This is a genomic window from Nocardioides pini (genome assembly GCF_026712185.1).
Lineage (GTDB): Bacteria > Actinomycetota > Actinomycetes > Propionibacteriales > Nocardioidaceae > Nocardioides > Nocardioides pini.
The window spans coordinates 345,698-358,326 of sequence record NZ_JAPPUX010000001.1 but is presented as its reverse complement, the minus strand read 5'-3'; the positions used below and the strand labels follow the sequence as shown (position 1 = coordinate 358,326).

Genomic DNA, 12,629 nt, shown 5'->3' with positions numbered 1-12,629 from the left:
CCTGCCGCCCGCCATGGCCGACCGTGTGGCCGACCTCCTCGGCTCCCAGGACGGCGTGGCGAACCGACGGCAGCTGCGGTCCCTCGGACTGACCAAGCCGGAGGTCGAGACCCTGCTGCGCCGACGCTCGCTCGTCGCGATGCACCCGGGCGTCTACGTCGACCACACCGGCACCCCGAGCTACGCCCAGCGCTGCTGGGCGGCCGTGCTGTACGCCGAGCCTGCGGCACTCGCGGGACGCCATGCCCTGCCCGATCCGCCGACCGCGCCCACCGAGCCCATCGAGGTCGCGATCGACTGGACCCGCCGGGTCCGCACCCGCTCGGGCATCCGCGTCGTGCGGATGCGCAACCTGGACGCCCACGTCAGCTGGAACCGCTCCCCGCCGCGAGTGCGCCTCGAGACGGCGGCGGTCCTCGCGGCCGACCGTGCTCGCGGCAGACCTCGGTGCCCGCTCCCGGCACGCCCGCCGCGGTCTCGTCGTCGCGCTGATCGACGACCTGGCCGCGGGCACGCACTCCGTGCTGGAGCACGGCCTCCTCGACCGGGTGCTGCGTCCGCACGGGCTGCCGCTGCCGACCCGCCGGCAAGCACCTGCTCGCGGGCGGCGCGGGAGGGAGTACCGCGACACCTCGTTCGCCGGCCTCGACGCACACGTCGAGCTCGACGGCGGGCACCACGACGGGAGCGGGCAGAAGGACTCGGACGCCGACCGGGACCTGCAGGACATCGCCTCCGGACTGGTCGTGCCGCGGCTGCGCTGCGCCCAGGTCTTCGGCTGGCCGTGCCGCACCGCTCGACTGCTCGCCGCCTTCTTCGCGCTTCGCGGATGGGAGGGGAGCCCACACCCGTGCTCCCCCGGCTGCGAGGTCGGATCGGGGACTCCCGGCTCGCCCTGAGCAGGCCGGCGCTCCCCGATCACGCCGGAAGGCGTCAGCCGGCGCTGAACTCGACCGTGTGCCAGCCGGTCGCCCCGTCGGGGTCGGGGGACCGTACGACGCTCGTCTGGGTCTCGCCGTCCTTGCCGGTCGCCCGGACCCGGACCTCGTGGTCGCCCTCCGGAACGTCGATGGTCACCTTCCACTGCACCCACGTGTCCACCGACGGCACGCCGCCGAGCTCGGCGCGGGTCCACTCCCCGCCGTCGACCTGCACCTCGACGGAGTCGATGCCGGTGTGCTGGTGCCAGGCCACGCCGCCGAACGACACCGGGCCGGCGTCGACGTCGTCACCGGCGCGCGGGACGTCGATGCGCGAGGCGATCTTGACCGGCCCCTCGGCCGACCAGCCCCTCGTCGTCCAGTAGCCGGTCGAGTCGGCGAACGTGCTCACCTCGAGGTCGACGACCCACTTGGTGGCCGACACGTAGCCGTAGAGGCCCGGCACGATCGTCCGCACCGGGAAGCCGTGCTCGATGGGCAGGGGGCGGCCGTTCATCGCGACCGCGAGCATGGCGTCGCGGTCGTCGGTGAGGGCCTGGAGAGGGGTGGCGCAGGTCCACCCGTCGTGCGAGGTCTGGAGGACGCAGTCGGCGTCGTCGGAGACGCCGAGGCCGGCGAGCAGGTCGGCGATGCGGATGCCGCTCCAGCGGGCGTTGCCCACCAGGCCGCCACCGACCTCGTTGCTCACGCAGTTGAGGGTGATCCACGACTCCGTCATCCGGCGGGCGACCAGGTCGGAGTAGCTGAGGGTGAGCTCCCGCTCCACCAGGCCGTGGATGCGCAGCGACCACTCGTCGGGCTCGATGGTCGGCTTCGCGATGGTGGTGTCGATCAGGTAGAAGTCCTCGTTCGGCGTCTGCCACGGCGCGACACCGGCCAGCCCGACCGAGGTGCTCGCGGGCGCCTGGCGGCGCGTCACGCCCGGGATGCGCAGCAGCCGTCGGCTGGCCTCGACGTGCCGTCGGCCCGCCCCCACAAGTCGTCCGGCGAGGGCGATGCCGACCGCCGCGACGGTGACGGCACCGGCGACCATGAGGAAGACCCGACGCTCGCGTGACTCGAGGTCCGGGCGGCGCCGTCCCCGGTTCAGGGCGTCGTTCAACGCGGAGTGCAGGGTCACCCAGGTGAGCAGGCCGACGGCCACCGGGAGGGCGTCGACCGGCCCGGCGCCCCGCTGGCTCAGGACGGCGACCAGGCCCACCCCGGCGAGCGGGATCCAGACGAGCAGCGGGCGGTACCACCCACCGCGGGCCAGCAGGCCCGCCAGCGCGAAGCAGCCCAGGAGCAGGAGCAGGACGACGCCGACGAGGAACGGCTTGTCGAACGTGCCGAGCACAGAGATGGCCCGCTCGGCGACCGGTCCGGGGGTCAGCCGGATGACCAGCTCGGCCACCGCCACCACCGGTGCCTCCCGGATGGTGAGCACCATCGCGGTGGCATAGCTGGTCGCCAGGCCGGCGAGACCGGCCAGCACCCCGGCGAGCACCCAAGGCGTACGGCGAGCGGTCACGCGTCCATTGTGACGGGCGTCCGGCATGATGCCGACGTGACCTCCCCCTTCCCCACTCCGCGGATCGGCATCGGCACCGACGTGCACCGGCTCGTCGCCGGTGTGCCGATGCACCTGGCCGGCCTGGCGTGGCCGGACGAGCCGGCCGGCCTCGAGGGCCACTCCGACGCCGACGTCGCCGCCCACGCCGCCTGCGACGCGCTCTTCTCCGCCGCCGCGCTCGGCGACCTGGGCAGCAACTTCGGCACGTCCGCCCCCGAGTGGGCCGGCGCGTCGGGCGCCGCGCTGCTGGAGGAGACCGCCCGCCGGGTGCGGGCGGCGGGGTGGGAGATCGGCAACGTCGCCGTGCAGGTCATCGGCAACGTCCCGCGGCTCGGCCCCCGCCGCGACGAGGCGGTCGCCGCGCTGAGCGCCGCCCTCGGCGCCCCCGTGAGCCTGTCCGCGACCACCACCGACGGCCTCGGGCTCACCGGCCGCGGCGAGGGCGTGGCGGCGATCGCCACCGCGCTCCTCACCCGCTGAGGCGCGACCCGTGTCCACCGCTGTCGTCATCCTCGCCGCCGGCTCGGGCAGCCGGGTCGGCGCCGAGGTGAACAAGGTCCTGCTGCCGCTGCGGGGCGTCCCCGTGCTGGTGTGGTCCGTGCGCGACGCGCTCGCGCTGCCCGACGTACGTCGTCTCGTGCTCGTCGTGCGGCCCGAGGACCGCGCCGCGGTGGAGGCGGCCGTCGCGCCCCACCTCGGCGACCGGGAGGTGCTGGTCGTCGACGGTGGCGCGACTCGGCACGCCTCGGAGTGGGCGGCGCTGCGGGTGCTGGCGCCCGAGGTCGAGTCGGGCGAGGTGGACGTCGTGGTCGTCCACGACGGGGCCCGTCCGCTGGCGGGGGGTCCGCTGTGGGCGGCGGTGGTCGGGGCCGCACGCGAGGTCGGCGGGGCCATCCCGGTGGTCGCGGTGACCCACCTGCTGCACCACGACCAGCGGCTCGTCGGCGAGACGGTGGGCGGCGTGCAGACGCCGCAGGCCTTCCGGGCCGGTGACGTGCTCGCGGCCTACCGGGCGGCGTCAGCCGACGGCTTCGAGGGCACAGACACCTCGGCGTGCGTCGCCGCCTACAGCGACGTCGAGGTCGCGGCCGTCCCCGGCAGCCCCCTCAACCTCAAGGTCACCTTCCCCGAGGACGTCGCGCTCGCGGAGGAGCTCAGCGCGACCGGGCCGTGAGGGCGTCGAGGAGGCGTAGATCGTCGGGCGAGGACACCCGGCGGCCCTCCGGCGGCGCCTCGACCGTCTCGGCCGGGTGACCCGCGGCCGCCAGGTCGGCGACCGCCCGGGCGAGGTCGGGCGACGGCCGCCGCGCCAGCGACGCCAGGACGGCGGCCGGGATGACGAGCGGCGAGGCGACGGCCACGAGGTCGTCGCGGTCGAGCGTCTCGCCGACGACCGGGCCGACGGCGCCGTCGGCGACCACCTTGACGGTGTCGGTCACCGGCCGGACGCCCACGACGGGACGGCCCGTGGTGCGCGCCCGCTCGAGGCAGGCGGCCAGGAAGGCCGGCGGCGTCATCGGGCACAGGGCGTCGTGGAGGACCAGGTCCTCGCCGGACTCGACGAGCCCCTCCCACGACACGGTCGCGTCGACGAGGTCGACCCCGGACTCCCCCAGCGCCCACGCGGCGCAGGCCACCAACGCCTCGCCGTGGATCAGCGCGTAGGGCAGGGAGCCGCGGTCCTCGTCCAGAACGAGACCGAGGCCCCTGGGAACCTCGTCCCAGGGGCCTCGGCCGGCGTCGTCCACGCTCAGGAGGCGAGCACCTCGTCGAGCATGGCCTCGGCCTTGTCCTCGTTGGTCTTCTCGGCGAGCGCGAGCTCGGAGACCAGGATCTGACGGGCCTTGGCGAGCATCCGCTTCTCGCCCGCGGAGAGGCCCCGGTCACGCTCACGGCGCCACAGGTCGCGCACGACCTCCGACACCTTCATCACGTCACCCGAGTGCAGCTTCTCCAGGTTGGCCTTGTAGCGGCGCGACCAGTTGGTCGGCTCCTCGACGTGGGCCGCGCGCAGCACGTCGAAGACGCGGTCGAGGCCCTCCTTGTCGACGACGTCGCGGACGCCGACGAGATCGAGGTTGCAGGCCGGGACGCGCACGACCAGGTCCTGCTGGGCGACGATCCGGAGGACGAGGTACTGCCGGTCCTCTCCCTTGATCGTCCGCATCTCGATGTCCTCGATGACCGCGGCCCCGTGATTGGGATAGACGACCGTTTCGCCAACGGTGAAAGTCATATGTTCAGTTCCCCTTCCTAGGTGAACATTCTAACACGGGTTCGAGACACCTCCAGCCGCGTTTGTGCAGGTCAGAGGCCATATGCGGGCTTGACAAGTCGCCTGTTGCTGTGGTGCGCGCCCCCCAACGGGGCGCCGCTCGGCCATACTGCGGCCCATGCTCCGGGCCCGACCGATGCCCCCGTCGCTGCTCCTCCTCCGGGCAGCCCACCCGCGCCAGGCGATCCTGTCCGCGGTCGCCCTCGGCACCGCCGCCGCCGTCGCCGGGCGTCCGCTGCGCGAGGTCGGCCTCGTCGCCGCCACCGTGCTGGTCGGACAGTCCATGCTGGGCTGGGTCGACGACCTCACCGACCGGGAGCGTGACGCCCGACGGCGACCGGACAAGCCGCTCTCCTCGGGCCGGCTCGACCCCGGCACCGTGTGGTTCGCGCTCACGTGCGCGTTCCTGCTCGTCGTGCCCCTCGCCGTGGCCAACGGCCGCCGCGCCGGGGCGACGTACCTCGCGCTCCTCGCGGTCTCCGCGGTCGGTGACCGGTTCCTCCACGGTCGGGCGCTGTCGTTCGTGCCGTGGATGGCGAGCTTCGCGCTCTACCCCGCGTTCCTGGCGTACGGCGGCTGGGGCGGGGTCGGCTCGCCCACCCCGCCCACGCCGGTGATGGTCGCCCTGGCGGCGGCGCTGGGCCTCGGCGTCCACGTGCTCCTCGCCCTGCCCGGCCTCGTCGACGACCACGAGGAGGGCGAGAAGTCCTTCCCGATGCTGGTCGCGCTGCGCACCGGCACCCCGCGGCTGCTCCTCCTGGCGGGGGTGTGGACCGCCGCCGTCGTCGTCGCGATCCTGATCGCAGGGCGCACCGTCGGACTGACCTGAGCCGACGCTAGGCTGTCGGCCATGCGACTCCGATCCCTCGCGACCGCCGCCGCGGTCATCGCTCTCGCCGCACCGCTGACCTCGTGTGGGTTCGACTACGCCACCGAGCGCACCTACACCCCCGCCGGTGCCGCCAACAACCGCGAGGGCGTGGTCGACGTGCTCTCCGCCGTGGTGGTCTCCGGCACCGAGGGGTCGGGCACCTTCGTGGCGTCGCTGTCCAACAACGACGAGCTCGAGGAGCAGAGCCTCACCGGGGTCTCCGGCCTCTCCGGGAGCGAGGGGGCGACCATCGAGGCCGTCGAGTTCGAGCCCGTCACGGTCCCGGCCAACGGCCTGGTCAACCTCGCCGACCCGCCCGCCGACATCGTGCTCACCGGCGACTTCACCGCGGGCAACTTCGTCCCGCTCTCCGTCGACTTCGGCAACGGCGAGAGCATCTCGCTCAACGTCCCCGTCGTCCCCGACGACGCCGGCTACTGGGAAGGCCTGGACGCCTCATGACGCACACGCTCGTCCTGCTCCGCCACGGCGAGAGCGAGTGGAACGCCAAGAACCTCTTCACCGGCTGGGTCGACGTCGACCTCACCGAGAAGGGCCGCGCCGAGGCCGTCCGCGGGGGCGAGCTCATGGTCGAGGCGGGCCTGCTGCCCGACATCGTGCACACCTCGCTGCAGCGTCGCGCGATCACCACCGCGCACCTGTCGCTCGACGTCGCCGACCGGCACTGGATCCCCGTGAAGCGCTCGTGGCGGCTCAACGAGCGCCACTACGGAGCGCTCCAGGGCAAGGACAAGAAGCAGACCCTCGCCGAGTTCGGCGAGGAGCAGTTCATGCTGTGGCGCCGTTCGTTCGACACCCCGCCGCCGCCGCTCGACGACTCCTCGGAGTTCTCCCAGGCCGGTGACCCGCGCTACGCCGACCTCGGCGACGAGCTGCCGCGCACCGAGTGCCTCAAGGACGTCATCGCGCGCTTCCTGCCCTACTGGGAGGCCGAGATCGTGCCGGACCTGCAGTCCGGCCGGACCGTCCTCGTCGCCGCCCACGGCAACAGCCTCCGCGCGCTGGTCAAGCACCTCGACCAGATCAGCGACGAGGACATCGCCGGGCTCAACATCCCCACCGGCATGCCGCTGGTCTACCGCCTCGACGAGGACATGCGTCCCACCGTCGCCGGTGGCGAGTACCTCGACCCCGAGGCCGCGGCAGCCGCGGCGGCCGCCGTCGCCAACCAGGGTCGCTGAGCAGCTCGGACCGACGGAGTCGGTCCGAGCGGGAGTGACGCCGCCTCTCGGCGCCGTGTCCTGCTCACCGCTCGCGCCGAGCGGTGGCCCACCCACGTTCCGCAGCGTCGGAAGGTGGCTCCGGCACCGCCCGAGCGCGGGCCGTCGTACGACACGCCCGCGGGCGGTGGCCCACCCACGTTCCGCAGCACCGGAATGTGGCTCCGGCACCGCTCGAGGCCGAGCGGCAGCGGCGGGGCGTACGTCAGTCGCGCGGGGGCAGGTCGCCGGTGACGACGAAGACGACCCGGTTGGCGACCGAGACGGCGTGGTCGGCGATGCGCTCGTAGTAGCGGCCGAGCAGGGCGATGTCGACCGCGGCCTCGACGCCGTGCTGCCAGTCGGTGGAGAGCAGCTCCGTGAAGCTGCGGCGGCGCAGCTGGTCCATCACCTCGTCGTCGCGGCCGAGCTCGATGGCCGCGTCGACGTCGCGGTCGACGATGATGTCCCGCACCCGGCGCACCATGTCCTCGGCGGTGGCGGCCATGCGCTCCATCGTGGGCCGCAGCTCGTCGGGCACCGCGACCGACGGCACGCGCAGGCGGGCGATCTTCGCGACGTGGACGGAGAGGTCACCCATCCTCTCGAGCTCGCTGACCATCCGCAGCGCGGACACGATCATCCGCAGGTCGCCCGCCACCGGCTGCTGGAGCGACAGGAGCGCGAACGACGTGTCGTCGACCCGCTCGCGGGCCGCGTCGATCGCCTTGTCGTTGCTGATCACCTGGTCGGCGGTGTGCACGTCACCGCTCAGCAGCGCCTTGGTGGCCTCGCGCACTGCCACCTCGACCTGTCCGCAGATGTCGGAGAGGTCGGCGAAGATGCCGTCGAGCTGGTCATGGAAAGCCTCACGCATGACGGGCACTGTAGGGAGCCGAAGCGAACAGATGTGCGTGCTCGATGAACGAGGGATGAACACTCCGTGCCGCCCCTCCATCCGGTCGGGACGCGCGTTCGCGATGCGTACGATGTGAGCGTGGATCCGACGACGCAGGCTGCCCTGGCCGCGCTGGTCGGAGCCATCGTGGCGGGCGGCGCCGTCCTCGCGTGGCACATCAGCGACCGCCAGCGCCACCGGGTGCCCGAGGTGGAGCCGCCCGTGGTGCAGGCGGGCGTCGCGGCCGTCCTGAGCATCCTGCGCTCGAGCGCCGTCGTGGTCGACGAGTCCGACCACGTCCTCAAGGCGTCGGCTCCGGCGTACGCGTTCGGGCTGGTGCGCGGCGACACCGTCCTGGTGCCCGAGCTGCTCGACCTCATCGCGCAGGTGCGCCGCGACGGGCAGATCCGCGAGAGCGACATCGACATGCCTGCCCCCGACGGCGGGCTCACCCGCACGCTCACCGCGCGCGTGGCCCCCCTGGGAGCCCGCCTGGTGCTGGCCCTCGTCGAGGACCGCACGCGCGAGCGCCGCGTGGAGGCGGTGCGCCGCGACTTCGTGGCCAACGTCAGCCACGAGCTCAAGACCCCCGTCGGCGCGATCCGGCTGCTCGCCGAGGCCGTCACCGACGCGGCCGACGACCCCGAGGCCGTGCAGCGCTTCGCCGGGCGGATGCTCACCGAGAGCGACCGGCTCTCCAAGCTCGTCCAGCAGATCATCGAGCTCTCGCGGCTCCAGGGGCACGACCCGCTCGAGACGCCCGTCATGGTGGACCTCGACGCGGCGGTCGCGACCGCCGTCGACACCAGCGCGATGGAGGCGACCGCCAAGCAGATCACCGTGGAGTCGCGCGGCGAGCCGGGCCTGGAGGTCTTCGGCTCCCAGGAGCAGATCGGCGCGGCGATCAGCAACCTCGTCGCCAACGCGGTCGCCTACTCCAACGCCGGCTCGCGCGTCGTCGTCACGACCAGGTCCGAGGGCTCCCAGGTCCAGATCTCGGTGGTCGACCAGGGCATCGGCATCCCCGCCGAGGACATCGACCGCATCTTCGAGCGCTTCTACCGCGTCGACCCCGCGCGCCACCGCTCGACGGGCGGCACCGGCCTCGGCCTGTCGATCGTCAAGCACGTCGCCGCGACCCACGGAGGCGACATCTCCGTCTGGTCGGTCCAGGGGCAGGGCTCGACGTTCACCCTGACCCTCCCCCGCAGCTCGGAGCCCGGCCCGGCCACCGGCAGCACCACCACCCCGGTCGAGGTCGTCGCGCCCGCGCGACCCAGGTCCGCCACCGATCCCGCACCACGCAGAGCACAGCAGGAGACGACCACATGAGCACCCCCGCATGACCCGCGTACTCGTCGTCGAGGACGAAGAGAGCTACAGCGACGCACTCGCCTACATGCTCCGCAAGGAGGGCTACGAGGTCGCCATCGCCGCCGACGGCAACACCGCCCTCACGGAGTTCGACCGCTTCGGCCCCGACATCGTCCTGCTCGACCTGATGCTCCCGGGCATCCCGGGCACGGAGGTCTGCCGGCAGATCCGCCAGACGTCGTCGGTGCCGGTGATCATGGTCAGCGCCAAGGACGACGAGGTCGACAAGGTCGTGGGGCTCGAGCTCGGCGCCGACGACTACGTCACCAAGCCCTACTCCCCGCGCGAGCTGGTCGCCCGCATCCGCGCCGTGCTGCGCCGTGGCCAGGAGCCCGACCTCATGCCCGACACCCTCGAGGCCGGCCCGGTCCGCATGGACGTCGAGCGCCACGTCGTCACGGTGGACGGCACGGAGCAGCGGCTGCCGCTCAAGGAGTTCGAGCTGCTCGAGATGTTCCTGCGCAACCCCGGCCGCGTGCTCACCCGCGGCCAGCTGATCGATCGCGTGTGGGGCTCGGACTACGTCGGCGACACCAAGACCCTCGACGTGCACGTGAAGCGGCTCCGGGCCAAGCTCGAGCCCGACCCGGGCGAGCCGAAGTACCTCGTCACCGTCCGCGGGCTGGGCTACAAGCTGGACCTCTGACCGGAGGGACGAGATCCGGCGCGGCGGGATGTGGGCGTACGGCGTCCGAAATGCGCTGGCGGTCGGTCATGACCGTACCTAGCCTTGACTTGTGACGACCACGACCCCGACCGCCGCGAACGACCGCACCACCACCTCCCCCGCCCCCTGGCTGCCGGTCACCGCCGGCGCCGTCACGCTGGTCATGTGGGCGTCGGCGTTCGTCGTGATCCGGCACGTCGCCCACGACGTGAGCCCGGGCGCGCTCGGCTCGGGTCGTCTGCTGGTCGCTGCGCTGGTGGTCCTGCCGCTGGTGCTGCGCCGCGGGTGGGTCCGCCCCACCCGGCGTGAGTGGATGCTCCTCGCGGCCGGTGGCGTCGGCTGGTTCGGCGTCTACAACCTGGCCCTCAACGCCGGCGAGCGCCACGTCGACGCCGGCACCGCCGCGATGATCATCCAGATCGGCCCAGTGATCGTCGCCCTGCTCGCGATCCCGCTGTTCGGCGAGCGCCTGCACGCGTGGCTGCTGGGCGGCATGGTCGTCGGCTTCGCCGGCGTCGCGGTCATCGCCCGCGGGTCCTCGACCGACGCGGACGCCAGCCTCCTCGGCGTGGGGCTCGTGCTCGTCGCCGCGGTGATGTACGCCGTCGGGGTGCTGACGCAGAAGGTCCTGCTGCGCCGCCTGCCGTCGGTCCAGGTCGTGTTCGTGTCGTTCCTGATGGGCGCGCTCATCTGCCTGCCCTTCTCCGGCGACCTGCCGGGCATCGTCGCCGACGGGGGCGCCGAGCTGTGGTGGATCGTCTACCTCGGCGTCTTCCCCACCGCCGTCGCCTTCACGACCTGGGCCTACGCGCTCACCCACACCGACGCCGGGGCGCTGTCGCTGACGACGTTCCTGGTGCCGGGGATCGCCACGCTCGTGGCGTGGCTGACGATCGACGAGGTGCCGCCGACGCTCAGCTTCGTGGGCGGCGCGCTGGCGATCGTCGGCGTGCTGATGACGCGCCGCAAGCCGCGGGCCGCGCGGCCGCAGGTCGCCTAGGCCTCGAGCCAGCCGCGGAAGGCCTCGAGGTTGCGGGTCGACTCGCCGCGGGAGATCCGCCACTCCCACTCCTTGCGGATGGACGTGGCGAACCCGAGCTCCAGGATCGCGTTGAACGACTCGTCGGCGTTGGCGAGCACGGAGCCCAGGATGCGGTCGAGCTCGTCGGGGGCCACCGCGGCCAGCGGCAGCCGCGCCTCGAGGTAGATGTCGCCGTGGCGGTCGACGGCGAACGAGACGGCGTACATCCTGAGGTTGCGCTCGAGCAGCCAGCGGTGCACCCGCGGGTGGTTCTCGTCGGGGTTGCGGCACACGAAGGCGTGCACGCCCAGCGCGTGGGCGCCGACGTCGAGGCGGACGGGCGTCTGCAGCTTCTTCTCCCCCGGCAGCGTGAGCGAGAAGCTCGCGCCCTCGACACCCTCGCGGGTCGTCTCGTCGTGCTCGATGTCGTTGGCGACGAGGTAGTCGCGCACGACGTCGACGGCCGTCGCGGTCGCGGGCGTGGAGGGGCTGCTCATGAGGCCATCTCAGCACGCATGCGCCCGCCGGCCCGCTCGTAGGCCGCCAGCGTGCGCTCGGCGGTGCGCTCCCACGAGAAGTCCTGCGCGTGGGCGACCGCGCCGCGGCCGAGCCGCTCGACGAGCTGCGGGTCGTCGATCAGGCGGCGCAGGCTGGCGGCCCAGTCGCGGGGCTCGTGGGTGTCGACGAGGAGCCCGCTGACACCGTCGCGCACCACCGTCGTGAGCCCGCCGACCGCGGCGGCGACCACGGGCGTGCCGGTCGCCTGCGCCTCGACGGCGACGAGGCCGAACGACTCGTTGTAGGACGGCACCGCGACCGCGGTGGCGGCCGAGGTCCACACCGCCAGCTCGGCCTGGCTGACCGGCGGGACGAACCGCACCACGTCGTCGATCCCGAGACCGGACGCGAGGTCGGCCAGGGCGGTGGGGTGCTCCAGGCCCGAGCCGGACGGACCGCCCACGACGGGTACGACGAGCCGGTGCCGCAGCGACGGGTCCTGCTCGAGCAGCACCCCGACCGAGCGGAGCAGCACGTCGGGCGCCTTCAGCGGTTGGATGCGGCCGGCGAACAGCAGCACGGCCGCGTCCTCGGGCAGGCCGAGCTCGCGGCGGGCCTCCGCGCGACCGCGCGGGGCGAAGACCGAGAGGTCGACGCCGGGGTGGATCACCTCGACCGCGTCGGGGCGGGCGTCGTACAGGTCGACGAGCTGGCGGGCCTCGGTGTCGGTGTTGGCGACGAGGAGGTCGGCGGCCTCCACGACCTGCTCCTCGCCGATGACGCGGGACACGGGCTCGGGGGTGTCGCCGTCGGCCAGGGCCTCGTTCTTGACCTTGGCCATGGTGTGCATCGAGTGCACGAGGGGGACGTTCCAGCGGTCGCGGGCGAGCGCGCCGACCTGGCCGGAGAGCCAGTAGTGGGAGTGGACCGCGTCGTAGTGGCCGAGGGGCTGCATCGCCTCGGTGCGCAGCACCTCGCGCGCGAAGGTGCAGAGCTGGCCGGGCAGCTCCCCCTTGGTGAGCCCCTCGAACGGCCCGGCGGCGACGTGCCGGACGAGCACGCCGTCGGCGGCCTCCACCACCTGCGGCAGGGAGGACGAGGTGGCCCGGGTGAACACGTCGACCGCGATCCCCTGGGCGGCCAGGCGACGGGAGAGCTCGATCACGTAGACGTTCATGCCGCCCGCGTCGCCGGTCCCCGGCTGGTCCAGCGGTGAGGTGTGCAGGCTGATCATCGCGACCCGCTCGCCCACGTTGCCTCCTCGAGACCTCGACTGCGCGCCCCGGTCAGGGCACCTCAGGCACAACCCCGC

Annotated in this window: 16 protein-coding genes; 9 read left to right on the top strand and 7 right to left on the bottom strand. The window is 73.2% G+C overall.

All coding sequences use genetic code 11. The features are described from left to right. Nucleotides 1–180: 180 nt before the first annotated feature. Complete coding sequence (locus NYO98_RS01750) at nucleotides 181–351, bottom strand: hypothetical protein (protein WP_268109803.1); 171 nt, start codon at nucleotides 349–351, stop codon at nucleotides 181–183. A gap of 77 nt (nucleotides 352–428) precedes the next feature. Here NYO98_RS01750 and NYO98_RS01745 point away from each other — a divergent pair, with 77 nt between their 5' ends. Continuing rightward, on the top strand, nucleotides 429–899 hold the full coding sequence (locus NYO98_RS01745) for a hypothetical protein (protein WP_268109802.1): 471 nt from the start codon (nucleotides 429–431) through the stop codon (nucleotides 897–899). A gap of 34 nt (nucleotides 900–933) precedes the next feature. Here NYO98_RS01745 and NYO98_RS01740 read toward each other — a convergent pair whose 3' ends face one another. Beyond that, entirely contained in the window at nucleotides 934–2,451 is a 1,518-nt protein-coding gene (locus tag NYO98_RS01740) for a molybdopterin-dependent oxidoreductase (RefSeq protein WP_268109801.1), read from the bottom strand. Between the two features lie 36 nt (nucleotides 2,452–2,487). Between NYO98_RS01740 and ispF the strand changes: the two genes are divergently transcribed. Next, a complete protein-coding gene (gene ispF / locus NYO98_RS01735; protein WP_268109800.1) occupies nucleotides 2,488–2,973 on the top strand; it encodes a 2-C-methyl-D-erythritol 2,4-cyclodiphosphate synthase in 486 nt (161 codons plus the stop codon). A gap of 10 nt (nucleotides 2,974–2,983) precedes the next feature. Next, nucleotides 2,984–3,667, top strand: a complete 684-nt coding sequence (locus NYO98_RS01730; RefSeq protein ID WP_268109799.1) for an IspD/TarI family cytidylyltransferase — start codon at nucleotides 2,984–2,986, stop codon at nucleotides 3,665–3,667. Here NYO98_RS01730 and NYO98_RS01725 read toward each other — a convergent pair. Together NYO98_RS01725 and NYO98_RS01720 are read right to left on the bottom strand one after the other, a co-directional pair. After that, a complete protein-coding gene (locus NYO98_RS01725) occupies nucleotides 3,648–4,241 on the bottom strand; it encodes a 2-C-methyl-D-erythritol 4-phosphate cytidylyltransferase (protein ID WP_268109797.1) in 594 nt (197 codons plus the stop codon). The two genes, NYO98_RS01730 and NYO98_RS01725, sit on opposite strands and share 20 nt — an antisense overlap. Nucleotides 4,242–4,243: 2 nt before the next feature. Then, nucleotides 4,244–4,729, bottom strand: coding sequence for a CarD family transcriptional regulator (locus tag NYO98_RS01720; protein WP_056602200.1), 486 nt, complete (start codon nucleotides 4,727–4,729; stop codon nucleotides 4,244–4,246). Nucleotides 4,730–4,886: 157 nt separating this feature from the next. Between NYO98_RS01720 and NYO98_RS01715 the strand changes: the two genes are divergently transcribed. From NYO98_RS01715 to NYO98_RS01705, 3 genes are read left to right on the top strand one after another with little or no spacing between them, the layout of a single operon-like run. Then, on the top strand, nucleotides 4,887–5,597 hold the full coding sequence (locus NYO98_RS01715) for a UbiA family prenyltransferase (RefSeq protein ID WP_268109796.1): 711 nt from the start codon (nucleotides 4,887–4,889) through the stop codon (nucleotides 5,595–5,597). Nucleotides 5,598–5,618: 21 nt separating this feature from the next. Further along, a complete protein-coding gene (locus NYO98_RS01710; protein WP_268109795.1) occupies nucleotides 5,619–6,101 on the top strand; it encodes a hypothetical protein in 483 nt (160 codons plus the stop codon). Further along, the gene (locus NYO98_RS01705; protein ID WP_268109793.1) at nucleotides 6,098–6,841 is read left to right on the top strand and encodes a phosphoglyceromutase; all 744 of its coding nucleotides are present in this window, start codon (nucleotides 6,098–6,100) and stop codon (nucleotides 6,839–6,841) included. The genes NYO98_RS01710 and NYO98_RS01705 overlap by 4 nt, the downstream gene beginning before the upstream one ends. 244 nt (nucleotides 6,842–7,085) lie before the next feature. Here NYO98_RS01705 and phoU read toward each other — a convergent pair whose 3' ends face one another. Continuing rightward, a complete protein-coding gene (gene phoU, locus NYO98_RS01700) occupies nucleotides 7,086–7,736 on the bottom strand; it encodes a phosphate signaling complex protein PhoU (RefSeq protein WP_268109792.1) in 651 nt (216 codons plus the stop codon). A 120-nt stretch (nucleotides 7,737–7,856) separates the two neighbouring features. Here phoU and NYO98_RS01695 point away from each other — a divergent pair, with 120 nt between their 5' ends. The 3 genes from NYO98_RS01695 (at nucleotide 7,857) to NYO98_RS01685 (ending at nucleotide 10,798) form a co-directional block, all read left to right on the top strand. Continuing rightward, nucleotides 7,857–9,089: a sensor histidine kinase gene (locus tag NYO98_RS01695; RefSeq protein ID WP_268109791.1), complete on the top strand. Its 1,233-nt coding sequence runs from the start codon at nucleotides 7,857–7,859 to the stop codon at nucleotides 9,087–9,089. Between the two features lie 10 nt (nucleotides 9,090–9,099). Further along, nucleotides 9,100–9,777, top strand: coding sequence for a response regulator transcription factor (locus tag NYO98_RS01690; RefSeq protein WP_268109790.1), 678 nt, complete (start codon nucleotides 9,100–9,102; stop codon nucleotides 9,775–9,777). Between the two features lie 91 nt (nucleotides 9,778–9,868). Next, on the top strand, nucleotides 9,869–10,798 hold the full coding sequence (locus tag NYO98_RS01685; protein WP_268109789.1) for a DMT family transporter: 930 nt from the start codon (nucleotides 9,869–9,871) through the stop codon (nucleotides 10,796–10,798). Here the strand turns inward: NYO98_RS01685 and NYO98_RS01680 are convergent. Next, nucleotides 10,795–11,316, bottom strand: coding sequence for a type III secretion system chaperone family protein (locus NYO98_RS01680; RefSeq protein ID WP_268109788.1), 522 nt, complete (start codon nucleotides 11,314–11,316; stop codon nucleotides 10,795–10,797). The two genes, NYO98_RS01685 and NYO98_RS01680, sit on opposite strands and share 4 nt — an antisense overlap. Continuing rightward, nucleotides 11,313–12,569: a D-inositol-3-phosphate glycosyltransferase gene (gene mshA, locus NYO98_RS01675; RefSeq protein ID WP_268109787.1), complete on the bottom strand. Its 1,257-nt coding sequence runs from the start codon at nucleotides 12,567–12,569 to the stop codon at nucleotides 11,313–11,315. The genes NYO98_RS01680 and mshA overlap by 4 nt, the downstream gene beginning before the upstream one ends. Nucleotides 12,570–12,629 lie beyond the last annotated feature (60 nt).

Coding starts and splice junctions, on each gene's coding strand:
- NYO98_RS01705 (WP_268109793.1), top strand. CDS start 6,098: ATGACGCACACGCTCGTCCTGCTCCGCCACGGCGAGAGCGAGTGGAAC.
- NYO98_RS01720 (WP_056602200.1), bottom strand. CDS start 4,729: ATGACTTTCACCGTTGGCGAAACGGTCGTCTATCCCAATCACGGGGCC.
- NYO98_RS01715 (WP_268109796.1), top strand. CDS start 4,887: ATGCTCCGGGCCCGACCGATGCCCCCGTCGCTGCTCCTCCTCCGGGCA.
- NYO98_RS01690 (WP_268109790.1), top strand. CDS start 9,100: ATGACCCGCGTACTCGTCGTCGAGGACGAAGAGAGCTACAGCGACGCA.
- phoU (WP_268109792.1), bottom strand. CDS start 7,736: ATGCGTGAGGCTTTCCATGACCAGCTCGACGGCATCTTCGCCGACCTC.
- NYO98_RS01710 (WP_268109795.1), top strand. CDS start 5,619: ATGCGACTCCGATCCCTCGCGACCGCCGCCGCGGTCATCGCTCTCGCC.
- NYO98_RS01680 (WP_268109788.1), bottom strand. CDS start 11,316: ATGAGCAGCCCCTCCACGCCCGCGACCGCGACGGCCGTCGACGTCGTG.